The following is a 24,683-nucleotide window of genomic DNA, read 5'->3' on the forward strand; positions in this document are numbered from 1 at the left end:
TTATTTTAATGTTGCTGTTGCACTTTTATATGTGACTCTCGTTGTTCTATCTGAAAAAACAGATAACTCCAAGCTGATATATTTTTGAGAATCCTGTGAATCATGCCAAAATTCATCTGCCTGTGCTCGGCCTGAAACAAGATAAATATTGACCATGTCAGGGTCTCCTACCTTATCCTTAAACTCAGACCATAGGCTTCCTGTTGGATGATTAGCGTCCCAGGACTTTCCTACCTCTATCTTTTCATAGACTGCTTTTGTCCAAAGCTGTAAGCCGACAGGATTCCCCAAGCCCTTCTCCTCAGCAGACGTAAGGTAAAGCTGGTCTTCATTTTTCCCAGTAAATATCAGACTGACATAATGGTCCATGTTTTTATCAAAGTGATAGTTTACTGTTCTGGTAAGATAGCTCTCTCCATTAATTTGGTCCTTCCCTTGATAAGCATAGTAGCCTTTCCCATATTTTTTATAGAGGCTCTCAAAGCTCTCCCCACCTTCGCCTGTAATTTCACCGACTCTCAAGACTTTGAAATCATCCAAACTCCAATTTGTGATCAGAGTCTTGTTCCTTCCCTGTTCAGGGACACGATAGGCACTCAAACTCTTATTAGTCGATTGATTTTGCGAGATTTTTAATATTTGAGAAGTAATCACTGAGACAGTAGCCAAAACTACCAAAACAAGAAGGCCAATCATCCAAGGATTCTTCTTCCGCTTGGATAGCTTTTGAGCGGAGCTTTCCTGCCAGATTGGGCTAACATTTTTAAGCTCATCACTATTCTCGGCCCCGGCGATTTTTTCTGACAGAGCTCTGATTGATTTAAGGACTTGTCCTTGATTGGGACTAGCATCCAACTCATCCGTCAGTTTGACAATAGCTGGCAGCTCCTTATAAAGCAGGTCTGAAGCCTTGAGCATCTCCCGAGGATTTCTCCGGATGTAGGCAATACGTTTTTCAGCCGTCTCGTAACCTTTTGTTATATCCTCAATGATTTGAAGCTTACCCGATTGGCTCATTCTATATTTCCAGGTTACGAGGGCTTTCCTAGATTCTATCAAATTTTCTAAGAAACGTTTGGTGTCTGCTTCCGAAAAATTAGCCTCTTTATAAAGCTCCTGATCTCTGGCATTATAAGTTTCATCAAGGTCATCAATCGCTGCTAATTGCGAACGATAGGCCGTCTCAGCATCTACTTCGCTGGTTTCGTCCATCTGAGCTCTATTACGGTTAATCACAAAAAAAGTAACAAGGCCAAGAATGACTACTACTATTGCAATAATCCAAAAATGAGATAAGAGGACAAAGAGATAGTCCATAAAATATATGGGATTACTAATGAAAACATAAAGGAGATAAAGAACGACAATAGCACTGATTGAAAGGATAATCCTCAAAGCATTTTTCTTATTCATGAATCAGTCGCTCACTTTCACTTTCAAACTCTGCCTTGTTTATAACACCATCTTTGAGTAGCTCTGATAAATCTGATAATCGGGCCACTTTAGCCTCTTCTGTTAAGCAATGATTTACCGCTTGATAAGTTTTATCAATCAAGGCAAAAGCCAAGATATAGAATACCGCAGAAATAAAATTGAGAAAGACATTAATAATCCCCAAGACTAAAAAGAAAATCCTCCATTTCCGCCGATTCTTGCCATCAAAAGGAATAAAGGCCAGCCAAGCAACAAGATTAACCAGAAAAATTAAAACAATCAATGGTAAAAACATCTTCCAAGCAGGAGAACCTGACACATCTTGCATCGTAGGCTCCGTCTCAAGTAACATGGAAGAAAGTACGGTAAGGACCAAAAATAAAGAATAGATGGTCCCAATAATATTCCCAATCAAGACCATAATTTTAGAAGTAGACATCTGCGACTCCAATCAAAAAATGAGGATGTTAATTCATCCTCATTATATCATAGATATAAACCAGTTTTAAGCTCTCACTGTCTTCGCGACACCAGATTTATCATACAAATTAATCAAACCAGCCCCAGACTTGCGAATCATGTCACCAGGCTCAACCTTGCTTGGCAGGTCAATCAGGAGCAGTTCCATTGGTTTTGGCGCCCGGTCAATCTTTTCGCCAGTCTCAGCCAGGCGGAGATTTTCTACACTGGCCTCAACATGGCGGAAGCCAGGCCCATAAAACTCGATAATATCGCCTTCTTTGATGACATTCCGTTGACGGATGGTTGCGGTCATTGTGCTTTCATCAAAGGCAACCACTTCACCAACAAACTTAAATTCAGGAATTTTACGGCGGGCTCCAAAGAGCTGGCTGTCCTCTGTCGGTACGCCGTAGTAGAATCCTGTATCCAGCTCACGCTGGGCGACCTTCCAGAGCTCGTCGACCAGGTCGTCCTTGATGGCCTCAAAGGCTTCAGGACTCTCCAGATAGGCATCCACAGCGGCCTTGTAGACATTGGCCACGGTCGACACATAGTGAATGGACTTCATGCGACCTTCGATTTTGAGGGAATCCACGCCATTTTCCACCATATCAGGAATATGCTCAATCATGCTCATATCAACAGCTGACATTGAAAACTCCTCAGGAATCTTGCCTTCAACAGAGCGACGCTCTGTCCCAAAAGGCATGTCAAAGAGGTCATACTTCCAGCGACAAGACTGAGAACAGCCCCCACGGTTGGCATCCCGCAGGCTCATGTAGTTTGAAAGCACACAACGTCCTGAATAAGAAATACACATGGCCCCATGGACAAAGGCTTCAATCTCGATGTCCGTATGCTTGCGGATTTCCGCCAGCTCCTCCATAGAGACCTCACGGGCCAAGACGACCCGCTCCAGGCCCTGCTTCTTCCAAAATTCCAGGGTTTCATAGTTGGTCGCTGACGACTGGGTCGATAGGTGGATAGGCAGGCCAGGTGCTTCTTCGGCACAGATGGCAATCAGGGTCGGGTCTGAGACGATGACCGCGGCAATGCCCAGGTCACGCAGGGTCCGGAACCATTCGCCCGCCCCTTTTTCATTGCCTTCGTGGGTGACCATATTGGCCGCGACATAGACCTTGGCCCCCCGCTCTTTAGCGTAGGCCACCCCTTCAGCCATCTCTTCAAAAGAGAAATTCCCCGCCCGAGAGCGAAGACCATAAGCCTGACCACCGATGTAGACTGCATCTGCACCGTAGTCGATAGCCACTTTAAGTTTTTCAAGAGTCCCTGCAGGTGCTAGCACCTCAGGACGTTTAAGATTTTTTTGCATTTTTTCTATTCCTTTTATTTTCAAGATAATAAGTAATATTTTGATAAGGTCTGCCGACCAAAACTTTTTAACTTTTTTATTTTTGGTTCACTGTAGACTATGTCCGTTGCGTTCCAGGAATTCTGAGAAATCACCGTGAGGCCACAAGCAAAGCCCTGCGGGCTTTCATTGCTAAATGCCGAGCCCTTACGGTCTCGCCATTTGCCATATTTCACGGTGATTTCTCAGAATTCCTTCCACTTCACTCATCCCTTTTTATTAGAAAACTTCATAGTTAGTTGACTGGAATAAGGAACATCAACAGCTTCAATAAATATGCTAGGAGTGGAGTTACAGGCTTTCCAACACATGCTGGCAAAAGACAAATGGCGAGACCGAAGGGCTCGGCATTTAGCAATGGAAGCCAAAGGCTTCGCTTGCGGCCTAACAGCATCTTTTGCAGGCAGACTGTAAGGGAACGCCAGCCGACCTATTTTATAGTATCCGGATCCACATTATAAAAGCCAGTCCCCAAGGTCCGCCCGACAGGATGAAGCTTCCGGACCTGCTCATCAAGCATAAAAGCCTTGTCAGCCGTCAATTCGCCAGCTTCCACCAGCTTTCTCGCTTCATTAAAGATTTTGGCAATCTCAACAAAAGCCTCACCCCGGGTAAAAATCCCGTCCAGCTTCCAGTGCTCATAACCCATGGCCTTCAGATCCGTCAGCTCATTCATCATATCCAGGTCATCGGTCGCATAAATATGCGTCCCATGCTCATCCTCAAAGATGCTGTAATGGGTCTCCTTGTCCTTGGGCTCAGAGAGAAAGTGGCCAGAAGCCCGGTCCTTCTTCTCATCCGTCTGGATGAAATTGTAGTAGTTCTGCAATAGAGGGCGTAAGCTATGGTGGATGACAGAAGCCCCGTAAACCAGGATTTCTCCAGGGACCACGAGCTCTTCAGCCATGGCTTCCAGCTCAGGCTTTGGCAACTCACGGGCAAGAACAGCCCCCTCCGCCCCCTGACGGGCCCAGAAATTGACCTGACGGGCAGAGACGACCATGGTCGAAGCATCATAGATAAAGGGCAACTGATAGCCCTCAGTCTGGAGGACCTGGATGACACCTGCATCTCCGACTGTAATCTGGTCGACCCCCAGCTCCTGCAAAAAATCAAGGTAGCTCCGCAAGTCCTTCATCTTCTCGACATGCATGATGGCATTCAGGCCGACAATCACTTCCTTGCCCGCCTCATGGGCCAGCCTTGTAATCTCAGTAATTTCTTCCTTGGACAGTGGCTCAGCCAGTCTCAAGGCAAAACGCTCATCTCCTATATAAAGTGAGTCAACCCCAGCATCAAGCAGGCCCTTGGCCTGTTCGACAGACTCTGCTGTTGCTATTAGTTTAATCATGTTCTCTATTATAGCATGATTGAGAGGCATTTTTAATGAAAAAAATACGGAATTAGGCAGAGGAGTAACCGTTTTGTAACGCAAGCTTAAAAAGCTCGTTATAGACTTGACCTTTTACTTTTGTTATTATGTAAAAAGAAGATATTTATTATGTAAAAACAAAGAAAAGTTATGTAAACAAAAGGACCAGAAGCTATGGAATTACGCAATCTTGACGATTTCTACGAAAAATCATCTTATGTTCAAACTGAAGAACGTCCAAAAGTAACTCCCTACCAACGTCGGGTCAATGAATTAGAATTTTTCCTTAATATTACGCTTTTTTCGATGTTGCTGGTCATCATTACCTACAGCTGTATCACAGTCTTTCGCAGTCCCTATGTCGGGATTCCTGTCGCCCTGCCTCTGACCCTTGTCCTTTATCTGGCCCTCAAGTCAGTCCTCAAGAAGCTTTTACCTATTGTGATGGGAAAGCTTGGTCTCGACTAGGCCTTTTTTTTATGCTAAAATGATTCCATGATTAGAGAATACTGTGTAGAAAATTTTAGTAATATCCCCAAGGCCGTCTCAGCTGGCGTTGAGCGAATCGAGCTCTGCGACAATCTGGCTGTTGGTGGCACGACCCCTTCTTACGGTGTCATCCAGCAGACGGCGGAGTTCATCAAGGAAAATGAGGCCAAAACTACCCTCGCTGTGATGATTCGTCCCCGCTCTGGCAACTTTGTCTATAATTCTTATGAGCTTAAAATCATGGAGAATGACATCCTCAAGGCCATTGAGGCCGGTGCTGATGCCCTGGTCTTTGGAGCCCTCACAGAGGATAATGAAATTGACGAGGAAGCCTTAGAGACACTTATGCCTGCCACTCAAGGCCTGCCGGTGACCTTCCACATGGCCTTTGATGAAATCCCTCAAGAGGCTCAAAAGGAAGCCCTTGATCAGCTCGTAGACTTTGGGATTGCCAAGGTCCTCCTCCACGGTGGTCCACTGGACCAAGCCAGCAACCTCAAGCAGATCAAGGCCCTGGTCGAGCATGCAGACGGCCGGATTGACCTGATGGTTGGTGGTGGCCTAACGGCTGAAAACGCCGAAGAAATCGCCCGTGAAGTCGGGACTGACTTTGTGCACGGCACAAAAATCATTGCTTAAAGACAAAAAGCCGAGGCTCAAGCTCCGGCTTTTTCTATCCTAGTCAACCTCCCAAAGGCCTAGCAGGATAAGGATACAGAGGATATAGGTCATGATTCTTGCACTCATAAAGGCCGTGACCACTGCAAAAGCTGTGATGACAATCAGCCCCTTGATTCTGTTCGTCATTGATTTCTGCCCCCAAAGTCTAAAATATAAGCATCTTTCTAAAAAGATAACATCCTCAGGTCTCATAGCTATCTCTTTGGGGAATCTTTTTCTTTAAGTTTGTGTCTGATAAGACTAAGATTGTTTGGACTCTTTTGGGGAAGCAAGGAATCATCGGCTTCAAAAATGATAAATATTTCTAACAGGATGATAGTCATCATTTTTTAAGCCAGTGAAAAGAAAAATAAAAAAGCCTTCCTTTTTAATTAGGAAAGCTTATTTTTTCAATCTAAATTTAACATAGAATCTCATCAAGACAAAGTTAATCAAAAGCAAGGCAATCAGCCAAAAGCGATTGTCTAAGAAAATGGCTCCAAGAATGAGCTCAATGATGGTCACAGCTGTAAAGACCTTGAGAATCAAGGCTCTCACGGCCACATTCTTGACCTTCTTCTTCAGCGGATAGAGCTCGATCAGTGGCTGATAGTCAAAGGCCTCTCGGATGGAAATCAACTGGAAAATGAGCAGATAATTCAAGAGGGCGACGAGGATAATCCGTAAAATGTCGCTCCCTGCGGGCAGAAAGGCCATGACCAAGACAGCCAAAAGCAGGAGGCGTAGGGTCAAGCCCAGATAATCACCTGTCCGCAGAAAGGCCCGGCTATAAAGGTATTCATAGGTCCGCATGGTCTTCTTAGGCAGGAGGAAGTCGAGATAACGCCTGCGACGGGCATGGCCCTTGAGGCCCTTCACGCTGGTAAAGAGGGCAAAGAAGCGGAGGGTCGCCGTCTTACGGTTTTCCTCATACTTAATCAGCCCCTCCCAGTCAATGACGCCAGCCCTTTGGAATTGCTGGAGTCGCAGGAAATAAAGCAGGGCCTTTAAGACCAGAAGCAGGACAAACCAGAGGACAGCCCAGACAGGACTCAGTTTCAACAATGGTGTGGCCAGCAAGACCAGGGCCAGAGCGACCAGACCAGGAATCACCAGTGAAGCCAACAAACGCCGGTAGAGATGCTTCTGGACCAGTCTTTCCTTAACCAGGAGGAATACCTTGTCCGCCGGCTCTAGGAAACTCGCAATCCGGCCTGGAATCAGGGCAATGAGGCTGACTAGAACTCCGGCGATGATCTTCCCAGCAAGATTGAGACTGCCGTGCTGAAGGAAGCTGACATATTGGACCGCCAGAGCTGCGATGAGAATCATCAAAAAGATGGTGAAATGGTCGTTAAAAACATAACGCAGGTACTTGATATTATGAGCATAGTAAGCCTTCCTACGTTGAGAAAAAAGCTTATTCATGATGCTCTGCTACCTCCTGCTTGGTCAGGGTCAGGTAAATCTCGTCAAGACTGGCCCCTGGCATGTCAAACTTGCTTTGAAGCTCAGCCAGTGTGCCTGCGACCAGGACCTTACCTTCATGGAGGACGACAAACTTGTCACAGAATTTTTCAGCTGTGGATAGGATATGGGTCGACATCAGGATAGAGGCCCCGTCATTTTTCATCTTGACCATGAGGTCAATCAGGTCTTGGATGGCCAAGGGGTCGAGCCCCATGAAGGGCTCATCGATGATATAAAGGCTAGGCTCGGTCAAGAAAGCACAGATGATCATGACTTTTTGCTTCATCCCTTTTGAAAAGTTAACTGGGAACCAATCCAGCTTGTCAGACAGGCGGAAGGTGTCGAGCAGGACACCCGCCCGCTCCATGGCAAGCTCAACGTCGACACCGTAGGCAAGAGCGGTCAACTCGATGTGCTCACGCAGAGTCAACTCTTCATAGAGGGAAGGTGTTTCAGGAATGAAGCCGATTTTTTTGCGGTAGGCTTCTAGGTCCTCTTGGAGGGTCAGGCCGTCAAGCTCGATGGTGCCTGAATAAGGCGTTAAGAGGCCGATGATTTCCTGAATGGTCGTTGATTTCCCGGCTCCATTGAGGCCGATGAGTCCGACAAGCTCGCCAGACTCTATATTAAAGCTGACGTCTGACAAGACCGGATTTCCAAAATAACCACCTGTCAGTTGCTTTACTTCTAAAGTCATATTTCCTGCTCCAATTCTCAGTAAATTTGATATAATGAATTTAATCATTTACTTATGTTCTTATTATTTGGTCCGTTGCCTTGAAGGCTTTCGCAGTAATGCTTTGAAAGCCTTCAACTCCACTTATACTCAATATCAGCATCAGAAACTCACATGCCAAAGTATAAGGAAGCCTTATCTAAGAACGATTTAACCCTATTATAACACGAAGCCTAGCAAATTTGGAGGTCTGTATGGAAAATTGCATTTTTTGTAAAATTATTGCAGGGGAAATCCCGAGCACGAAAATCTATGAGGACAATGAGCTTATCGCCATCCTTGATATTACGCAGACGACCAAGGGACATACGCTAGTGATTCCAAAAGCTCATAGCAGAAACCTGCTAGCCATGGAGTCTGAGCCTGCAGGCCAGCTCTTTAGCAAGATTCCTGGGATTGCCAGTCAGATTGTCAAGAATCTCGGAGCTTCTGGGATGAATATCCTGCAAAACAATGAAGAAATCGCTGGCCAGACGGTCTTTCATACCCATGTCCACCTGATTCCCCGCTATACTGAAGACGATGGCTTTTCTGCCAGCTTTACAGAGCACCACTATGACTTGACTGCCATCGCTGACGAGATTAAAGGAGCTTAATATGGAAAACATCAAGGAAACTTTTAAGCAACTCAAAGAAGAGCTGGGCAGCTATAGTGGTCAGGTCTCTGAGCTGAGAGAGAATCTTGCCCGAGTCCAGGAGGAGGCCTCTAAGGCTCAGGCCGTGGGCCAGGAGATTCAGACTAAGCTCAATGAGTTTAATGTGGTCGCTGAGCCTAAGATTGCTAAGATGAATGAGATTTTGGCGAAGTATCAGACTGTTGAGGATAAGTAAGCTGTGCTTTTGTGGTCCGTTGCGTTACAGAAATCCGACAAACTATTGTGAGGGCACACAAGCAGACGCCTTTGGCGTCTCATTGTTAAGTCTGGAGCCCTTTGGTCTCCAGACTTGCCTTTTCTCACGATAGTTTGCCGGGTTTCTTTCACTTCACTGGTAAACTATTTTCGCAATCTAAAAACTAGACTTATTATCTGAGTCTAGTTTTTTTGTATTTTAATCAACCTGTTAAATTATAGTAGCTAGCAAATGCCCCAATAGGACTTAAATCTAAATGACTTGATTATCCAAACAAATCATGTTCGTAGCTTGTCACGACTTTCCCGTCGTATTGGACGAGCTTGCCGTTGTAGTCATTACCATCAAAAAGGAAGTGAGTGATGCTTTCACCAGCTTGGTCTGTGGAAATGACGATCCCACCAAGGTCACCAGGTTTCGTACCGTTGAGGTCGGTAGCGACTGCACCAGGCATCACACCGAAAATTGTACGCTTACTGCCAGCTTTTGCAAATTCACGACCGAGGGTTATGGTCATGACGTTTTGTGCCGCTTTTGATGTCACGTAAGCAAAAGGCGCCCAGTAAGGACTGCTAACAGGAACCGTCACATTGAGAATCTTGCCCTCTTCAGTGAGTTTTGGTAAGAAAGCGCTGATGACAGCATGTGTACCGATAAAGTTGATGTCAATCGCTTCTTTGAGGTCTTCAGTCGTATAGTCTAAAGCAGCTTTTTCCATGTTGAGACTACCGTCAGCAGCTTTGATGTTACCAGAAATTCCAGCATTGTTGATGAGGAGGTCAAGCTCTTCGACTTCTTGTGCAGCTGCTGAAATTGTACTGAGATCGTTCAGGTCAATTTTTAAGTAACTTGCCTTGTAACCCAGGTCTTCGAGTGAATTTACAGCTTCTTGACCGCGCTTTTCGTCACGAGCAGCGATGATAAGTTCATAACCTTTTGCGCCGAGTGCTTTCGCAATTCCGTAACCGATGCCCTTATTGGCACCTGTGATTAATGCTTTCATAGGAGTCCTCTTTTCTTAATTTCGTTACTCATTTTAATATTTTGAGCGGAGGAATGCAAGCAATCGGGCTTGTTAAAGTGCTATAAGGATTATATGAAAATTTTGACAGTCATAACACGGCCTCTAAGTCCTTATAAAGGCCACCTTCTTTAACGCTATTATAATTCTCAGACCAAGGGACTAAACTCTCTATTTTGAATCGCTTTGATTTTCAGCTTTTTCTAAGTAATTTCCAGACTAACTTGAACTCACTAAAAACAGTGGAGTGGGGAGCTTTCTGAAACTCGCAAGGCAAGGGCTTAACAGCACAAAAAAAGAGCCCAAAGGCTCATTTCTCAAATTAAACGCTAGCTGAGTCAACCTTCACACCAGCACCCATTGTTGTTGTAACAGTGAGGTTTGTGATGAAGTTACCCTTAGCTGTAGCAGGCTTAGCCGCAAGGATTGCAGCGTTCAAAGCCTTGAAGTTTTCAACGAGTTTAGCATCGTCAAATGAAACTTTACCGATTGGAACGAGGACGTTACCAGCCTTGTCAGCACGGTAGTTAACTTTACCAGCTTTAGACTCTTCAACAGCTTTAGTTACGTCCATAGTAACTGTACCTGTCTTAGGGTTTGGCATGAGGTTACGAGGTCCGAGGACACGTCCAAGACGACCTACAACAGCCATCATGTCTGGAGTTGCGATAACAACATCAAAGTCCATCCAACCGCCGTTGATCTTAGCAACGAGTTCGTCTGCACCAACAAAGTCTGCACCAGCTGCAGTGGCTTCGTCAGCCTTAGCACCCTTAGCGAAGACCAAAACGCGGGCAGTCTTACCAGTACCGTTAGGCAATACCATTGCGCCACGGATTTGTTGGTCAGACTTCTTAGTGTCGATGTTCAAGTTGTAAGCAACTTCTACAGTTGCGTCAAATTTAGCGAATGAAGTTTCTTTTGCAAGTGCAACAGCTTCTTCTACGCTGTACAATTTAGTCGCGTCAACTTTTTCGTAAGCTGCACGCAAGTTTTTGCTTTTCTTAGCCATTTTTTTCTCCTTGTGGTAATATCGGTTGTCTGTTATGATAACAGCCTTCCACGATTTGTGGTCGTTACGTTCTACATGAGCATACAACGGATGCAAGCTTCGCTTGCTTTATCTGCAGATTAATACGCATTCTGGTCGCAAACGAATGATGCGAACTGCGTTCGCTTTATCTGCAGATTAATTGCTCACTTCAATCGCAATTAACCTTCAACAACAAATCCCATAGATTTTGCAGTACCTTCGATCATAGACACGGCAGCGTCAAGTGAGCCGGCGTTCAAGTCTTCCATCTTAGTGTTTGCAATTTCTTCAAGTTGTGCACGTGTAACAGTCGCAACTTTGACCTTGTTAGGTTCACCAGAACCTTTGTCAACTTTAGCGGCTTTCTTCAAAAGCACAGCTGCTGGAGGAGTTTTTGTGATAAATGTGAATGATTTATCTTCATAAACTGAGATAACAACTGGAATAAGCATTCCTGCTTGGTCAGCAGTACGTGCGTTGAATTCCTTTGTGAATCCCATGATGTTGATACCTGCTTGACCCAAAGCTGGACCAACTGGTGGAGCTGGTGTTGCTTTACCGGCAGGAATTTGCAATTTAACGATTTTGTCTACTTCTTTAGCCACGATAAATTTCTCCTTATATAGTTTGTTCGTGATGTGGTCATTGATTTTCTTTTGAAAATCTTCCACGCATGCATGCAAAAAGCATACCAGAATATTATAGCAAAAAGCTTGACGGCTTGTCAAGCTTTTTTTATTTTGGGTATGTGTCCGTATTTTAGTTAGAGTCTGTTTTACTCATAAGAGTCTAACTAACTTCGGGACACTTAGTTATTTTTCAAGTAAATCCTGATCCAGCTTTAATGACACCTGTGCAACACCATCCGCTGTAGGCAATCCGGCCTGAGCATAGGTATCCCAGTTGAGGCCAGTTGGAAGTGTTGATTTCCCAGAAATGGTAATCGCTGCAGGACTTAATACACCGTCCCATTTTGCATCGAGACCGACCCAGTCGTTTGATGTGTCGTCCCAGGCGGTCATCCCTTTGGTCGTGGTGACAACGTCCTTAAATTCTGCATTGACAACGTCATTTCTTACTCTTGCTGAGCCACCTACATTACCGATGAGGAAATAATTTCCTTTTTCCGTCCCATCTTCTGGAACGACATAATGGCCTCTGAAGGGAGCTGCTGCCGTTGAGATGAGCTGGCCATCCACATAGAAGGCAACCGCATCACTCACAGGATAATAGGCAATCTTAATATGGAACCATTGGTTAAGGGCCGCCAGCTTATAGCCCCGATAAATATGGCTTGAACCATCGATGTCTTCACTCATGAAGACCGCCTTTTTCCTATAAATCCCTCCTGACAGATTGGAATAGCTGTCGTATTGGATTCCGAAGCTTACAGCCTGCTCTCCCGAGCCATTCAGTGTGAACTTGGCATGATAGCCTGTCCCCGAGCCATTTAATCGGACATCTCCCTCCATAGAGGCAGCTTCCTCGCCTTTAATGGCTGGGCTATTGTGCAGGGCAGGATTAACTGCATACCAGGCAACACCTTCATAGGTCCAGCCACCGGTCGCTACCAGTGTATCGCGTTCATTTTTACTCAGCGTCTCAAAGTGGGCCCCAACACCAGCATCAGGATTGAACATCCGGTAGACAGGATATTCATCACTCGCTGCTGAATAAAAGGCAATGCCTTCATTCTTCCACTTTTGCTTTGTCAGGACCTTGATTTCATTGCTCCCTGATGTATAGACGTGTTCGCCTGATTTAGGATTGTAAATCCGGTAAATGGCCTCTGTTGACTTCGTCGGAGCTGTCCAGGCCTCCCCTTCTTGCTTCCAATCTTTAGAGAGCTTAGGCAAATTCTTATATTCATACTGGTCTTTTGTAAAAATGTGCTCATTGTTTTTCTTATTGTAGAGACGATAAATTTTTACAGTAGTAAAGCTATCCGCATGGCTGACATGAGCTGTGGCGTAGCTCATCCCAAGCACTAGGGCAAGGCCAGAGATGATAAAAGTGAGCTGTGATTTCCTAGTCCTCATCGACTTCATTCTTCTTTGTTTTTCTCCAATAATTCTATCAGTGAAGCCAGATTCATACTGTTTGAGCCCTTCAAGAGAATTTGATCCCTCGGAGAAAGACTTGACTGAACAGCTTCACACATGTCATCAAAATCTCGAAAATGTTTCGCAGATTTCATATTCTTAATTGTATCATATAATTCACCCATATGCTCACCAAAAAGAAAAATTTCGTCAAGAATATTAAAGTCAAGCGACTCAGCAATCCCCATATGAAGCTCATCTGCCCTAGGCCCGAGCTCTAGCATATCCGCCAAGACCACAAGCTTCCGCCCTCCCTCATTTTTAGGAATTGCCTGAAAGGTCTCCAAAATCAACTTCATGGCCGTTGGATTGGCATTGTAGACATCTGAGAGGATGTCCGCTCCATTCGCGGCCTTCTTCCATTCTGTCCGGTTGCGGGTCAGCTCGACAGTCTCGAGGGCCTCTTTGATGGCGGTTGGGGCAACGCCATATTTTGTGCCGACATAGGCGGCCAGCATGGCATTATCTGCATTAAAACGGCCAGGGGCGGGAAGTGTGATACTCTCATCCAGGAAGTTGACCGTAAAGGTCAGGGCCTCTTTTCGCTCGACCAGACTGGTCACATAGAGGTCCTCGCCAGCTCCAAAGCGGCTAATCTTCTGATTTTCTGGGATATAGGGATTGATAATCTTGTCTGCCGGTGCAATCAGCTCGCCGTGCAGGCCTGCTGTGATGCCCATCTTGCCCTTGGCAATGTTTTCCCGACTGCCCATAAACTCAAGGTGGGCCTCGCCAATCAGCGTGATGACAGCCAACTCAGGCTTAGCAAGCTCTGAGAGAAAGTCGATGTCGCCAGGATGGTCCATACCCATCTCAAGGACCAGCATCTCCGTGTCATCTGGCATGGCGAGCACCGTATAAGGCAGGCCAATCTCATTGTTGTGATTGCCTTGGGTCTTATAAGTTTTGAACTTTTTAGAAAGGACAGCTGCAATCATGTCCTTGGTCGTGGTCTTGCCGTTTGAGCCCGTCACAGCGACAACAGGGACCTGGGTCTTTTCAAGATAATAGGCCGCAAGCTTCTGGAAGGCAGTCAGGGCATCGTCAACCAGGAGGTGGGGCTCGTCAACTGGGTGCTCAGCAAAAGTGATGAGGGCCCCATTTTCAAAGGCGACCGGGATAAAGTCATGGCCGTCTCTGGCCCCCTTGAGGGGAAGAAAGAGGTCTCCCGGCTGAATCAGCCGGCTGTCAAACTCGATTTTATTGATGGGAGCGTCGATTAGGATTTCATTTTTAGCTCCGACCACTGTTGCGATTTCTTTTACTGATAATTTCATAATCTTAATTATAGCAAAAAAATGTCCGGGGGACATTTTTTCTTCTCTCACAGAATGCTGCTATTACTCAACTTCATGAAGCATTAGGGTCTCTAAACCCAACAAAAAAAACTGAGCTCTTTGAGAATTTTAGAAGAGAACACCTCATTGACATGACCTGACATGGCCGGGGGACATTTTTTCTTTTCTCACAGAATGCTGCTATTACTCAACTTCATGAAGCATTGGAGTCTCTAAACCCAACAAAAAAAACTGAGCTCTTTGAGAATTTTAGAAAAGAGCATCTCATTGACATGACCTGACATGGCCGGGGGACATTTTTTCTTCTCTCACAAAGAGCTGTTATTACCCCACTTCATGAAGCTTTGGAGTCTCTAAACCCAACAAAAAAAAACTGAGCTCTTTGAGAATTTTAGAAAAGAGCAGCTCATTGACATGGCCTGACATGGCCGGCGAACATTTTTTCTTCTCTTTATCAGCCTTGAAGACGAGGCCTATTTACCATGGAGCAGGGCATAAAAAAAGCCATCTCACAAGAGATGAGCTTCCCGATTTTCAAAGGCTTCTTTGGCCAGCTCGACCAGCTCTGTGAGGAGGTCTGTCGTTGACAGGCCCATGTTTTCCCAGAGCATAGGATACATCGAAAAGGCTGTAAAGCCAGGGATGGCGTTGATTTCATTGAGGTAGATGTTATTTTCCGCATCGACAAAGAAGTCACAACGGGAGAGACCGCGGCCGGCTACGCCCTTGTAGGCAAGCTCGGCATAGTGACGGATTTCTTCGACCAGCTCAGGGGCAATCTTGGCTGGGACGTCGATGGTCAGTGCATTGTTATTGTATTTTTCGTCGTAGTCGTAAAATGCCGAGGGGTTGCTGTTGGCCACTTCGCCAGGCAGTGTAATTTTGACTTCACTGTTACCAAGGGCGGCACACTCGACCTCATGCGGGTTGACGACCCCTTCTTCGACAACAATCCGGTCATCGTATTTAGAAGCCAAATCAAGGGCTGACCGGAGTTCTCCAGCCTCATCGACCTTTGTGATACCAACGCTTGAGCCCATATTTGCCGGCTTAACAAAGACCGGATAGTTGAGCTTGGCATTGACCTCTTCTTCTGCCTTGACAAAATCTTGGCCTGGGTAAATCGCCACATATGGAACCTGCGGGATACCGAGGCTGCTAAAGATTTCCTTGGAAAGAATCTTATCCATCGTCGCTGCCGCAGACAGGATGCCGGGGCCGACATAAGCCAGCTTCATGATTTCTAAGAAGCCTTGAATCGACCCATCTTCGCCCATGGGACCGTGGAGGACAGGAAAGACCACGGCTCCCTCTTCATAGATAGCTGAAGGCTGAATTTTTTCATGGTCTGCTGATGAGTCTTCATCCAAGAGCTTCATTTCAGGCGAAGGCTGGCTGTTAAAACGGGGACCTTGGATAAAGTCACCATTTTGTCGAATGAAGTAGGTCTTGACGTTGAACTTGTCGTAGTCGATTGCCGCTACCACATTGGTCGCACTCATGACAGAGACTTCTCGCTCTGCTGAACGTCCGCCGTATAATACAATGAGAGTTTCTTTTGACATTCCTTAAATTTCCATTCTATTTTCTACTGCCTTTGATAATGTCACTTCATCAGCGTACTCGATGTCACTGCCGACCGCAAGGCCACGGGCCAAGCGGGTCACCTTGATACCGGCCGGCTTGATCATCCGGGCCAGGTACATGGCTGTTGCTTCGCCGTCGCTTGTGGCATTGGTCGCAATGATAACCTCTTGAACACTGCTGTCCATGAGCCGGGTAATCAGGCTCTTGACATTGATTTCATCGGGGCTGATGCCGTTCATCGGGCTGATGGTCCCGTGGAGGACGTGGTAAAGCCCTCGGTACTCCCGAATTTTCTCCATGGCCAGGACATCTTTTGATTCTTCAACGACCAGGATAGTTGACTTGTCCCGGCCTTCGTCTGAGCAGATGTCGCAGGGGTCAGCCTCTGTCAAATTACCACAGACTGAGCAAAAACTCAGGTCCCGCTTGGCAGATAAGAGATTGGCCGCAAACTCATTGACATCCTGGTCCTCCATGCCAATGACATGAAAGGCCATCCGAGTCGCTGACTTTTGACCGATACCAGGGAGCTTGGAGAAGCTCTCAATCAATTTTGCAATGGGTTCTGGATAATAGACCATGGGACCTGACTTTCTTGAAATGCTTTGTATATTATAGCATTTTTTAGGAGGATTTTTTCAACTCTTAATCCAAAGGCAAGCAAAATAAAAAACCACGATGGGGTGGTTATTTTATTTGAAGCCATACATCTGTTGATAGAGTGACACGATGTCATTCGTGACATATTGGGCCATCTCAGTCGTAACACCTCCATCTTTGACGGTGGTATTAGGAATCATGATACCGACTGAAATCTGCGGGTTATTCGTTGGTGCATAGGCGACAACGTTGTTGACAGTCACGGTCTGCAGGGCTCCGGATGGCGTCACAACATTGGTCTGTGAGGTACCGGTCTTGGCAGAGACTGAGACAGGTGCCTGTCTCATATAGTAACCGGTCGCCCCGTAGTGGCCTTCGAGCATGTCGTTCGCATGGACAACTTGATAGAGTCCCTGCTGGATGACATCCATGTTTTCTGAGGAAATATCGACCTTGCCTTCAACCTTCGGCTGTACGGTTTGTACAGACTTGCCGAGGCCTCCTGTGGCGTTGGTGTCATGGATACTGTCAACGATATGAGGAGCCAGGCGATTTCCGTTATTGGCGAGTGTGGTCGCATAGGTCGCGAGTTGTAAAGGTGTATAGTTGTCAAACTGACCAAAGGCTTCAAAGAGCAGATTGGAGATGTTGGCATTGGCGTCCTTAGTCGGCGTGATGTAGCCGGTAGATTCGCCTGGGACATCAAAGCCTGTGCTGGTGCCAAGGCCGTAAGAAGCGTAGGCTGACCGTAATTGATTGTAGACCTGGTCAACCTTGGCCTTGTCATCATTAAGGGTCATATGAGCCGTGTAGGGCTGTCCCAGCATTCTGAGGGCAACCTGGACCATATAGGTATTAGAAGAGTACTCCAGGGCCTGGACAGCAGTGATGGGCAGTGCTCCATTGGTAAACCAAGACTCGATTGGCGAAGAATCGCCAAAGATAATCGGCTGGTCATCCAGGACCTGATTGCCAGAGATAGCCCCAGACTTCCATCCTGCGGTCAGTGTCGCCGGCTTGACGACAGAGCCTGGTGGGAAGACGCTCTGGAAGGTGGCGTTGGTATCCTTCTTGGTCTCGCCTGTGTTGGCGTCTCGGTCAAGACCTGACAGGGCGAGGATTCCGCCGGTCTTGGCATCCATGACGACGGCATAGGCTCCGGTATTGTACTGGCCAAAGCCTTCGCCAAGCATCTTGTTCAGCTCTGTCTGGAGGATATTATCCACACCGTTTTGGAAATCAAGATTGACAGTCAGCTTGAGACTATCCCCCTGCTTGCCGGCTTGAGTCACCTTGGTGCCTGTGATATTGCCCGTTTTATCGGTTTCTACCTTGGAAATCTCATGAGTCCCCTGCAGGTATTTTTCATAGCTTTCTTCAAGATAGGCTGTCCCGACCCGGTCATTGCGTTGGTAACCCTGCTCCAGATACTTGTCCAAAAGATTGGATGGGATCCCGGTCTTTTGGCTGGTCACAGTCCCAAGGAGACTAGTCAGAGCGTTATCAGCATAAGAACGATCCCAGCTGGTTCCGATAGAAATACCGGGCAGTGAGCCCTCCCGCTCGCCGATGGCTGCCTGCTGCTCTGGCGTGATATTGCCGGCTGCAATAGTCGTCGTATTGTAGAGGGAAGTCCCGTTCATTTCCTTAAAGAGCTTGGCGGCAAAGGTCTGCTGGTCGTTAAAGTTAATGTCAGCATCTGTGACCTTGTCCAGCTCCAGATCATAAATCTTAGCCTGGGTCAGCTGGTTGCCGTTCTTGTCTTTGAGTTCCTTGTCAGAAAGCAGTTGATAAGTCTTTTTAAGATTGGCCTTGTCAGCTAAGTAGTAGTCTTTTTTATCACGCTCTGTGAGCTTGCCGTTGACCAGGTCACTCGGAATCATGGTCGAGAGTTGGTCAGCCACCGCCCGCATGCCATCTGCTGTGACCTGATTGCCTCGGGTATAGAGGATGGCTTGTGATGGAGCCGTCATCGCCAGTGGCTTGCCGGTCGCATCATAGATGTTTCCACGGGGGGCTCCCTGGACGATCTTCAACGTGCTGGCCCCTCCTGTGAATTGCTTTTGATAAAAGGCCTGATTGTGAATCTGCATGCTGTAGAGCTTGCCGATAAGAATCAAAAATAAAATGGCGATAATAAAAAAGAGGAGCTTTACCCGATTAGCCCTGACCTTATGAGGGTTATTCATCTGTTTTTTCTGCTCCGGCCTTCTTTCACGCCGTGATTGCTTTTCTTCCATGACTTCTCCGATGTTTTTGCCGAAATCCGGCAAATCTTATGACATCTATTTTAGCACATTTCATTGAAATTTACCTTAGAATTTCTATAGTTTAAGTCTATCTAAAAGGCGGTCTATTGGCAAATGAAATGAAAAAAGCTGGAGAGGTTTTTTCTTCTCTTTGGGGCGTTGCGTTACAGTCTGCCCACCCTCTACTGGTGTGGCCCACAAGCAAAGCTTCGCTTTCATTGTTAACTGTCGAGCCCAAGGTCTCGCCAGTTGCCTTTTACACCACTAGAGGGTGACCAGACTGTAACTCCACTTGTGCTAAATATATGAATCTGTGGACCCGTCCAGTCCAACTCTGAAATTGGCATGAGTGGAGTGCAAGAAAGCACAAAAAAAACGCCGTGAAAATAGGCAAATGGCGAGACCCAAAGGGGATCAACATTTAGCAATGGAACGACAAAGTCGTTCGCTTGCGGCCTCACAGCGTTTTTGTGTGCTTTCTGGAACGAAACGGGCTAAATGCCCATCACAGAATTATTTTTCTTCCAAATAATATTCTTTAACGATGTTCAATTTTTCATCGAATTCAAATACAAGCGGTGGGAAGTTAGGGATTTCAACATCCATGATTTCGTCGTCTGACAAGTTTTTGATGTGTTTTACAAGGGCGCGGATAGAGTTACCGTGAGCACCTACGAAGACGTTTTTGCCGTCCTTGAGTGATGGAGCGATTTGGTCTTCCCAGAATGGCAAAGCACGTTCCAAAGTCACTTTCAAGTTTTCAGCATCAGGAATCATGCTATCTTCAAGTGAAGCGTAACGACGGTCGCTGTGAGCTGAGTGCTCATCGTCTTTAGCCATTTCTGGTGGCAATGTATCATAGCTACGACGCCAGATGTGGACTTGGTCGTCACCGTATTGGGCAGCGGCATCAGCCTTGTTCAAGCCAGTCAAACCACCGTAGTGACGTTCGTTCAAACGCCAAGACTTAACAACTGGTACCCAGAGTTGGTCTGAGTATTCGAGTGCGTAGTTGGTTGTCTTGATGGCACGTTTCAACACTGAAGTGTAGGCAATGTCAAAGTCGATGCCTGCTTCTTTGATGAGTTTACCAGCATCTTTAGCTTGTTGAGTGCCTTTTTCTGAAAGGTCAACGTCAGCCCAACCTGTGAAGAGGTTAGCCAAGTTCCATTCTGATTCACCGTGACGTGCAAAAACTAATTTTACCATGAAGGTTTTCTCCTTAATTTTGTTCAAGATTTTACATTCTCTAGTTTACACTATTTCTTGGTTTTTTTCTAGTTTTTAGGCTACTGAGCCCTTCCGCCGGGGAAAGCCAAATTTATCGAAAACTAAAAAAGAAAGCTTCTGCCTTCTTCATTAACTGCCTAAAAGCGATGTGCCTCAAAATAAACTTCCAGACTCCGCTTATAAGACTGGGCGGCCGCAGAAAGTGGCTGACCCTTGTGCTTAACGAGGATCAGGCTATTGCCGTGGTCGCCTTCAAGTGGGACGACGGTCACATTGTGGACGGATTCCAGGTCGACGAATCCTAGACCGGTGGCATAGGCGTCAGTTCGCTCGAGGATGCCATTCAATGTGGCCCGGTCGGTCACATTATAGATATAGGTATTTTCAAAGGTCTCGACCAGGTCTTCAGAATAATAAAGGAACTGCTCATTTTCCTGGGTAAATCGCACCCGGTCCAGGCCCTTGAGCTCTTCTGGACGGATGCTTTCCTTGCTGGCCAGAGGATGATCCTTACGAAGGTAGATGTGAGTCTGAGAAAGAAAGAGTTCTTCATAATCCAGCTCCAGCTTGTCCAACATCCGGATGATTCCTGAGCGATTAAACTTGTTCAGATAGACCACGCCCAGCTCTGAATGGCCCTGGGCAACCTCTTGGAGGATGTTGAAGGTCGTCGACTCAAAGGTTCTGAAGTTTTTAACTTCAGGATTCTTCTTTGAAAAATCAACAGCGACCGGAGCCAAAAAATCATAGTGCTGGCTGGCAATCGAAAAGTGCTTTTCGACCTCTTGAGGTTTGGAATACTTGGCCTCAAAGCTATCAAAGTCACGCAGGATGACCTGGGACTGCTCGTAGAAACGTTCGCCTTCGACAGTCAACGTGGCTCCAGTATTTTTCCGGTCAAAAATCTGAAAGCCGAGCTCTTCTTCCAGGTCTTTGACAGCAATCGACATAGAGGGCTGGCTGACAAAGAGCTGCTCACTGGCCTCCCTGAAAGTCCCCGTATTTGCGATGGCGACGACATATCGTAGTTGTTTGATATTCATAAACTTTCCTTTGAGTTACTAAAAATAAATTGGCTTCATTATATCATCTTTTAGGACTTTTTTCATTGACCGGACAGGAGCAATGACAGTCCTCACAGGCTCCTTTGGACTTGATGGCCCGCCGGATGGACCAGGCGAGCAAACTTGCGATAATGATAATCAGCACAAGGCTAGAGAGATTCATAGGCTAACTCCCTTCTTTTAGGACTTCTGAAGATAAGGTAGAGGCCGAAGGCCAAAATCAAGAGGGCAGCAAGGCTAAGCCAGCCTAAATGTCCGACAGCCAGAGCCTCCCCCAGCTGATAGATGATAAAGCTCATCGCATAGGCCAGGCCGGTTTGAAAGGCAATCGCCCGCAGGGTCCATTTGATATCGCCCATCTCTTTGGCAATGGTCGAGACGGCGGCCACACAAGGGGCACAGAGCAGATTAAAAACCAAGAAGGAATAAGCGGCCAGCGGAACATAGGCTATCGACAGGCTCTGCCAGAGAACTTGCCGGTTTTCACCGCTCCCACCAGCATAGAGGACGCCCATGGTCCCGACGACGGTCTCCTTGGCCAAAAAGCCGGTCAATGTGGCTACAACGGCCCGCCACTCGCCAAAGCCGAGCGGGGCAAAAAGCAGGGCCAGCCAACTACCCACTTGGGCTAGGACAGACTGCTCGGTATCGACCATCTGGAGGCTAAAGTTAAAATTCGCCAAAAACCAAATCAGAACATTGACTATAAAAATCAAGGTTCCAGCCCGCTTGATAAAGCTAAAGGCCTTGTCCCAGGCGTACTTGAGGACGGTTCCAGGGCCAGGCAGATGGTAACTGGGCAACTCCATGATAAAGGCCGAAGTATCACCGGCAAACATCCGAGTCTTTTTGAGCATGATGCCTGAGACGATGATCATCCCAACACCCAGAAAATAGGCCGAAGGAGCCACCCAGCTGGCCTGTCTAAAGAAGGCGCCAGAAATCAGGGCAATCAGCGGGAGCTTGGCCGAACAGGGCATGAAGGTGGTAATCATAATCGTGATTTTCCGCTCCTGCTCCTGCTCAATCGTCCGGGTCGCCATAATCCCAGGCACACCACAACCTGATGAAATCAGCATAGGAATAAAAGATTTGCCTGACAGGCCAAAACGGCGGAAGAGGCGGTCCATGACAAAGGCCACCCGGGCCATGTAGCCAGAATCCTCAAGAATGCCGAGAAGCAAGAAGAGGACAAAAATCTGTGGGACAAAGCCGAGGACTGCACCTAGGCCTGCGAGAATCCCGTCATTGACAAGATTCTGTAACCAGCCAACAATATGTGTCGTCGCCATCAACTCCTGGACCTGCCCCGTCAGCCAGCCAGCAAAAAAGTCATCAGTCAGCCAGTCGCTCAAGGGTTTTCCGACCGTCTGAATCGACAGGTAGTAGACCATCCACATGATTAAGACAAAGATTGGCAGGCCCAGCCATTTATTGGTAATCAGCCGGTCAATCTTGTCGGTCAACTGGTCGGCCTTGCCTGTATTTTTCAGGCAGAGGCGGGTCATCTGGCCAATCAAGTCATAGCGTTCGTTGACGACAATCGAGCTGGCATCGTCATCAAAGATTTTTTCAGTCATTTTAACAATGCTCTGGATTTCTTGGGCTTGACGGTCGCTCAAGCCTTCTGGCAACGCTTCAAAGGCCTGAAGGGCATCATAGCGGGCATGCCGATTTTTCTCGCCCAAGAGCTCTGAAATCTCAGCCAGGGCGACTTCCAGCCGTTCATCATATTGAAAGCTGACCCTGTCCTCATGGGAGAGAGCCGTCGCCATCAGCCTGTCCAGCCCCTGATTTTTTAGGGCAGAAATCGGAATGACTGGCAGACCAAGACTATAAGAAAGCCGGTCGACATCGATCTCCCGGCCTGACTCCTTGGTCATCCGGTCCATCATGTTGAGGCCAATGATCAGAGGGATGTCCAGCTCGAGAAGTTGCAAGGTCAGGTAGAGCGAGCGTTCCAGATTGGTCGCATCAATAATATTGATGACCAAATCAGGTGGCGTCTCAAGGAGATAGCGCTTTGAGACCTCTTCTTCCAGCGAATAAGGCGAAAGGGAATAAATCCCAGGGAGGTCCTGAATCATGACCTCCTTGTCTTTTCGATAGAGGCCTGACTTTCGCTCGACGGTCACACCAGGCCAGTTGCCGACCTGTTGACTGCCACCGGTTAATTTATTAAAGAGACTGGTTTTGCCAGAGTTTGGATTACCCAGGAGGGCAATACTTTTCTTCATGTGTGTCCCGCTTCCTATTTATTGGAGGACGACCTTGATTTGCCGGGCATCTGCCTTTCTGAGCGACAAGGCATAGCCTCTCAGATGAAGCTCCATAGGGTCGCCCATAGGGGCCAGCTTTCTGACATAGATGCTGGTCCCCCGGGTAATGCCCATATCCATCAGATGATGGCGGGTCTTTGGCTCGGCTTCGATTAGGCGGACAATGCCGGTCTCGCCAGCCTTCAAGCTATCGAGGCCAAGCAGGGTCTCATCTGCCAGCTGGTCCTTGATGCAAACCTGCTTAAGCTGACTCATATCCAGGGCCAGCCTAGCATCCATGACCTTGACAATGGCTAACTCGCCCGTCAATGATACCAACAGCACCTTGGCATCCTGCCGAAAGCCCAGCTCCTTTAGCTTAGTCGCCCCAGGCAGAAGGCGGTCAACATAGTAGACTTGCCCAGGATGGGCACGATCGAGTGTCTTCATTATTTAGCAACCTTGATGATGGCGTCCGTATAAAGTGGCAGTTCAGCCAGTGTCGCCTTGGGTCCGCCAAAGAAGTAGACCTTGTTGTAGTCCATGACGACAACGTGGCCCTCTTTGACCGCCTTGAGCTCCTTCCAGCTTGGGTTGGCCTGCAGGGCCTTGTATTGGCCTGCATCTGCTGGCTTGTAGTCAATGAAGAGCCAGTCAGCGTCAAAGGCCTTGAGGGACTCGGCATTAACCTCAGCAAAGCCAGCTCCTTTAGAGAGCTCAGCCATCTTGTCGGATTCTTTGAAGCCAAGGCCAGTCGTCAGAGCTTGACCACCACGGGCAAAATTGTCGCCGTAGGCATAGATTTTGTCGCCTGAGAGCTCAAGAATAGAGGCAGTGGCTTTTGATGTGTCAACACCGGCCGTTTTGAGCTTTTCTTTTTGCTTATCCGCTTCAGCATCAAACTTCTTGAAAAAGGCCTTTTCTTCATCTTTGCGATTGAGCAAATCCGCAAAATAGTCCATCGACTTGTGGAGGTTGCCCAGGTCCTGGTAATTGACGAGGACGGTCGGGGCAACCTTTTCCAGGTCTGAAACCTGGGTCTTGTCGACCGTGACGATTAGGTCAGGCTTTTGACCGACTAACTTTTGCAGGTTAAAGCTCGGAGCTCCGAGGTCTGTGAGGCCCTTCTTTTGGTCAGCCGAGAGATAGGGGTTAGCATAGGCCCAAGAGTCGGTCCCAACCACATTACTGCCCAGGGCCAGAGCCTCATCCGGATAGTTTTGGATGACGACCCGCTTTGGCGTCTCAGGGACCTTAACCTTGCCGTTGAGGGCGGTCACTTCCTTGGTCTTGTTGCTATCTGTAGACGTGTTCTTCGTGCCACAAGCCGCGAGGCTCAAGAGGGCGATGCCTGCAAGGCCTGCTGTGATTATTTTTTTCTTCATCAAGTCTAT

The 24,683-nt window shown here is 47.2% G+C and carries 25 protein-coding genes; 4 read left to right on the plus strand and 21 right to left on the minus strand.

Going from position 1 to position 24,683, the window contains the following annotated elements:
- The 4 genes from NtB2_RS00425 to NtB2_RS00440 all read right to left on the minus strand — a co-directional run bounded on the left by NtB2_RS00425 (window position 1) and on the right by NtB2_RS00440 (window position 4,619).
- Window positions 1-1,413: a 5-bromo-4-chloroindolyl phosphate hydrolysis family protein gene (locus NtB2_RS00425; protein WP_109244975.1), complete on the minus strand. Its 1,413-nt coding sequence runs from the start codon at window positions 1,411-1,413 to the stop codon at window positions 1-3.
- Window positions 1,406-1,873, minus strand: a complete 468-nt coding sequence (locus NtB2_RS00430) for a hypothetical protein (protein ID WP_109244976.1) — start codon at window positions 1,871-1,873, stop codon at window positions 1,406-1,408. The genes NtB2_RS00425 and NtB2_RS00430 overlap by 8 nt, the downstream gene beginning before the upstream one ends.
- Window positions 1,874-1,939: 66 nt before the next feature.
- On the minus strand, window positions 1,940-3,229 hold the full coding sequence (locus tag NtB2_RS00435) for a peptidase U32 family protein (protein WP_109244977.1): 1,290 nt from the start codon (window positions 3,227-3,229) through the stop codon (window positions 1,940-1,942).
- Between the two features lie 469 nt (window positions 3,230-3,698).
- Window positions 3,699-4,619, minus strand: coding sequence for a peptidase U32 family protein (locus NtB2_RS00440; RefSeq protein ID WP_109244978.1), 921 nt, complete (start codon window positions 4,617-4,619; stop codon window positions 3,699-3,701).
- Window positions 4,620-4,814: 195 nt separating this feature from the next.
- On the opposite strand from NtB2_RS00440, the gene NtB2_RS00445 reads away from it, so the two are divergent.
- The gene (locus NtB2_RS00445; protein ID WP_109244979.1) at window positions 4,815-5,108 is read left to right on the plus strand and encodes a DUF3270 family protein; all 294 of its coding nucleotides are present in this window, start codon (window positions 4,815-4,817) and stop codon (window positions 5,106-5,108) included.
- Between the two features lie 27 nt (window positions 5,109-5,135).
- On the plus strand, window positions 5,136-5,768 hold the full coding sequence (locus NtB2_RS00450; protein ID WP_109244980.1) for a copper homeostasis protein CutC: 633 nt from the start codon (window positions 5,136-5,138) through the stop codon (window positions 5,766-5,768).
- Window positions 5,769-5,807: 39 nt separating this feature from the next.
- On the opposite strand, the gene NtB2_RS08770 is transcribed toward NtB2_RS00450, so the two are convergent.
- The 3 genes from NtB2_RS08770 to NtB2_RS00460 all read right to left on the minus strand — a co-directional run bounded on the left by NtB2_RS08770 (window position 5,808) and on the right by NtB2_RS00460 (window position 7,956).
- On the minus strand, window positions 5,808-5,936 hold the full coding sequence (locus NtB2_RS08770; protein WP_263970092.1) for a hypothetical protein: 129 nt from the start codon (window positions 5,934-5,936) through the stop codon (window positions 5,808-5,810).
- A gap of 255 nt (window positions 5,937-6,191) precedes the next feature.
- Complete coding sequence (locus tag NtB2_RS00455) at window positions 6,192-7,217, minus strand: ABC transporter permease (protein WP_109244981.1); 1,026 nt, start codon at window positions 7,215-7,217, stop codon at window positions 6,192-6,194.
- Window positions 7,210-7,956, minus strand: a complete 747-nt coding sequence (locus NtB2_RS00460; protein ID WP_109244982.1) for an ABC transporter ATP-binding protein — start codon at window positions 7,954-7,956, stop codon at window positions 7,210-7,212. Before NtB2_RS00460 ends, NtB2_RS00455 begins: the two co-directional genes overlap by 8 nt.
- Window positions 7,957-8,189: 233 nt before the next feature.
- On the opposite strand from NtB2_RS00460, the gene NtB2_RS00465 reads away from it, so the two are divergent.
- Together NtB2_RS00465 and NtB2_RS00470 are read left to right on the plus strand one after the other, a co-directional pair.
- Window positions 8,190-8,591, plus strand: coding sequence for an HIT family protein (locus NtB2_RS00465; RefSeq protein WP_109244983.1), 402 nt, complete (start codon window positions 8,190-8,192; stop codon window positions 8,589-8,591).
- A 1-nt stretch (window position 8,592) separates the two neighbouring features.
- Window positions 8,593-8,826, plus strand: coding sequence for a hypothetical protein (locus NtB2_RS00470; RefSeq protein ID WP_109244984.1), 234 nt, complete (start codon window positions 8,593-8,595; stop codon window positions 8,824-8,826).
- A 286-nt stretch (window positions 8,827-9,112) separates the two neighbouring features.
- Here NtB2_RS00470 and NtB2_RS00475 read toward each other — a convergent pair whose 3' ends face one another.
- The 14 genes from NtB2_RS00475 to NtB2_RS00540 all read right to left on the minus strand — a co-directional run bounded on the left by NtB2_RS00475 (window position 9,113) and on the right by NtB2_RS00540 (window position 24,674).
- Window positions 9,113-9,850: an SDR family NAD(P)-dependent oxidoreductase gene (locus tag NtB2_RS00475; protein WP_109244985.1), complete on the minus strand. Its 738-nt coding sequence runs from the start codon at window positions 9,848-9,850 to the stop codon at window positions 9,113-9,115.
- Window positions 9,851-10,190: 340 nt separating this feature from the next.
- Window positions 10,191-10,880, minus strand: coding sequence for a 50S ribosomal protein L1 (gene rplA / locus NtB2_RS00480; RefSeq protein WP_109244986.1), 690 nt, complete (start codon window positions 10,878-10,880; stop codon window positions 10,191-10,193).
- 200 nt (window positions 10,881-11,080) lie between these two features.
- A complete protein-coding gene (gene rplK, locus NtB2_RS00485) occupies window positions 11,081-11,506 on the minus strand; it encodes a 50S ribosomal protein L11 (protein ID WP_109245150.1) in 426 nt (141 codons plus the stop codon).
- A gap of 207 nt (window positions 11,507-11,713) precedes the next feature.
- The gene (locus tag NtB2_RS00490; protein ID WP_225867022.1) at window positions 11,714-12,949 is read right to left on the minus strand and encodes a hypothetical protein; all 1,236 of its coding nucleotides are present in this window, start codon (window positions 12,947-12,949) and stop codon (window positions 11,714-11,716) included.
- Window positions 12,946-14,280 (minus strand): UDP-N-acetylmuramoyl-tripeptide--D-alanyl-D-alanine ligase, encoded by a 1,335-nt coding sequence (locus NtB2_RS00495; protein ID WP_109245152.1) that lies wholly within the window; start codon window positions 14,278-14,280, stop codon window positions 12,946-12,948. Before NtB2_RS00495 ends, NtB2_RS00490 begins: the two co-directional genes overlap by 4 nt.
- Window positions 14,281-14,810: 530 nt before the next feature.
- A complete protein-coding gene (locus NtB2_RS00500) occupies window positions 14,811-15,866 on the minus strand; it encodes a D-alanine--D-alanine ligase (protein WP_109244987.1) in 1,056 nt (351 codons plus the stop codon).
- 3 nt (window positions 15,867-15,869) lie between these two features.
- Window positions 15,870-16,469 carry a recombination mediator RecR gene (recR, locus tag NtB2_RS00505; protein WP_109244988.1) on the minus strand — a complete coding sequence of 200 codons (600 nt, stop codon included), beginning with the start codon at window positions 16,467-16,469 and terminating at the stop codon, window positions 15,870-15,872.
- 111 nt (window positions 16,470-16,580) lie between these two features.
- Window positions 16,581-18,728 carry a penicillin-binding transpeptidase domain-containing protein gene (locus NtB2_RS00510; RefSeq protein ID WP_109244989.1) on the minus strand — a complete coding sequence of 716 codons (2,148 nt, stop codon included), beginning with the start codon at window positions 18,726-18,728 and terminating at the stop codon, window positions 16,581-16,583.
- 522 nt (window positions 18,729-19,250) lie between these two features.
- A complete protein-coding gene (locus tag NtB2_RS00515; protein WP_109244990.1) occupies window positions 19,251-19,946 on the minus strand; it encodes a phosphoglycerate mutase in 696 nt (231 codons plus the stop codon).
- A 158-nt stretch (window positions 19,947-20,104) separates the two neighbouring features.
- Entirely contained in the window at window positions 20,105-21,010 is a 906-nt protein-coding gene (locus NtB2_RS00520) for a LysR family transcriptional regulator (RefSeq protein WP_109244991.1), read from the minus strand.
- Between the two features lie 43 nt (window positions 21,011-21,053).
- Window positions 21,054-21,194, minus strand: coding sequence for a FeoB-associated Cys-rich membrane protein (locus NtB2_RS08895; RefSeq protein ID WP_109244992.1), 141 nt, complete (start codon window positions 21,192-21,194; stop codon window positions 21,054-21,056).
- On the minus strand, window positions 21,181-23,268 hold the full coding sequence (feoB, locus tag NtB2_RS00530; protein ID WP_109244993.1) for a ferrous iron transport protein B: 2,088 nt from the start codon (window positions 23,266-23,268) through the stop codon (window positions 21,181-21,183). Before feoB ends, NtB2_RS08895 begins: the two co-directional genes overlap by 14 nt.
- An 18-nt stretch (window positions 23,269-23,286) precedes the next feature.
- Window positions 23,287-23,739: a FeoA domain-containing protein gene (locus NtB2_RS00535; protein WP_109244994.1), complete on the minus strand. Its 453-nt coding sequence runs from the start codon at window positions 23,737-23,739 to the stop codon at window positions 23,287-23,289.
- Complete coding sequence (locus tag NtB2_RS00540; RefSeq protein ID WP_225867023.1) at window positions 23,739-24,674, minus strand: ABC transporter substrate-binding protein; 936 nt, start codon at window positions 24,672-24,674, stop codon at window positions 23,739-23,741. The genes NtB2_RS00535 and NtB2_RS00540 overlap by 1 nt, the downstream gene beginning before the upstream one ends.
- Window positions 24,675-24,683 lie beyond the last annotated feature (9 nt).

It is taken from the genome of Lactococcus termiticola (genome assembly GCF_003116835.1).
Taxonomy (GTDB): domain Bacteria; phylum Bacillota; class Bacilli; order Lactobacillales; family Streptococcaceae; genus Lactococcus; species Lactococcus termiticola.

Coding starts and splice junctions, on each gene's coding strand:
- NtB2_RS00475 (WP_109244985.1), bottom strand. CDS start 9,850: ATGAAAGCATTAATCACAGGTGCCAATAAGGGCATCGGTTACGGAATT.
- NtB2_RS00515 (WP_109244990.1), bottom strand. CDS start 19,946: ATGGTAAAATTAGTTTTTGCACGTCACGGTGAATCAGAATGGAACTTG.
- NtB2_RS00535 (WP_109244994.1), bottom strand. CDS start 23,739: ATGAAGACACTCGATCGTGCCCATCCTGGGCAAGTCTACTATGTTGAC.
- NtB2_RS08895 (WP_109244992.1), bottom strand. CDS start 21,194: ATGAATCTCTCTAGCCTTGTGCTGATTATCATTATCGCAAGTTTGCTC.
- feoB (WP_109244993.1), bottom strand. CDS start 23,268: ATGAAGAAAAGTATTGCCCTCCTGGGTAATCCAAACTCTGGCAAAACC.
- NtB2_RS00470 (WP_109244984.1), top strand. CDS start 8,593: ATGGAAAACATCAAGGAAACTTTTAAGCAACTCAAAGAAGAGCTGGGC.
- NtB2_RS00465 (WP_109244983.1), top strand. CDS start 8,190: ATGGAAAATTGCATTTTTTGTAAAATTATTGCAGGGGAAATCCCGAGC.
- recR (WP_109244988.1), bottom strand. CDS start 16,469: ATGGTCTATTATCCAGAACCCATTGCAAAATTGATTGAGAGCTTCTCC.
- NtB2_RS08770 (WP_263970092.1), bottom strand. CDS start 5,936: ATGACGAACAGAATCAAGGGGCTGATTGTCATCACAGCTTTTGCAGTG.
- NtB2_RS00435 (WP_109244977.1), bottom strand. CDS start 3,229: ATGCAAAAAAATCTTAAACGTCCTGAGGTGCTAGCACCTGCAGGGACT.
- NtB2_RS00455 (WP_109244981.1), bottom strand. CDS start 7,217: ATGAATAAGCTTTTTTCTCAACGTAGGAAGGCTTACTATGCTCATAAT.
- NtB2_RS00445 (WP_109244979.1), top strand. CDS start 4,815: ATGGAATTACGCAATCTTGACGATTTCTACGAAAAATCATCTTATGTT.
- rplA (WP_109244986.1), bottom strand. CDS start 10,880: ATGGCTAAGAAAAGCAAAAACTTGCGTGCAGCTTACGAAAAAGTTGAC.
- NtB2_RS00520 (WP_109244991.1), bottom strand. CDS start 21,010: ATGAATATCAAACAACTACGATATGTCGTCGCCATCGCAAATACGGGG.
- NtB2_RS00425 (WP_109244975.1), bottom strand. CDS start 1,413: ATGAATAAGAAAAATGCTTTGAGGATTATCCTTTCAATCAGTGCTATT.
- NtB2_RS00460 (WP_109244982.1), bottom strand. CDS start 7,956: ATGACTTTAGAAGTAAAGCAACTGACAGGTGGTTATTTTGGAAATCCG.
- NtB2_RS00490 (WP_225867022.1), bottom strand. CDS start 12,949: ATGAAGTCGATGAGGACTAGGAAATCACAGCTCACTTTTATCATCTCT.
- NtB2_RS00430 (WP_109244976.1), bottom strand. CDS start 1,873: ATGTCTACTTCTAAAATTATGGTCTTGATTGGGAATATTATTGGGACC.
- NtB2_RS00510 (WP_109244989.1), bottom strand. CDS start 18,728: ATGGAAGAAAAGCAATCACGGCGTGAAAGAAGGCCGGAGCAGAAAAAA.
- NtB2_RS00540 (WP_225867023.1), bottom strand. CDS start 24,674: ATGAAGAAAAAAATAATCACAGCAGGCCTTGCAGGCATCGCCCTCTTG.
- NtB2_RS00495 (WP_109245152.1), bottom strand. CDS start 14,280: ATGAAATTATCAGTAAAAGAAATCGCAACAGTGGTCGGAGCTAAAAAT.
- NtB2_RS00450 (WP_109244980.1), top strand. CDS start 5,136: ATGATTAGAGAATACTGTGTAGAAAATTTTAGTAATATCCCCAAGGCC.
- NtB2_RS00440 (WP_109244978.1), bottom strand. CDS start 4,619: ATGATTAAACTAATAGCAACAGCAGAGTCTGTCGAACAGGCCAAGGGC.
- NtB2_RS00500 (WP_109244987.1), bottom strand. CDS start 15,866: ATGTCAAAAGAAACTCTCATTGTATTATACGGCGGACGTTCAGCAGAG.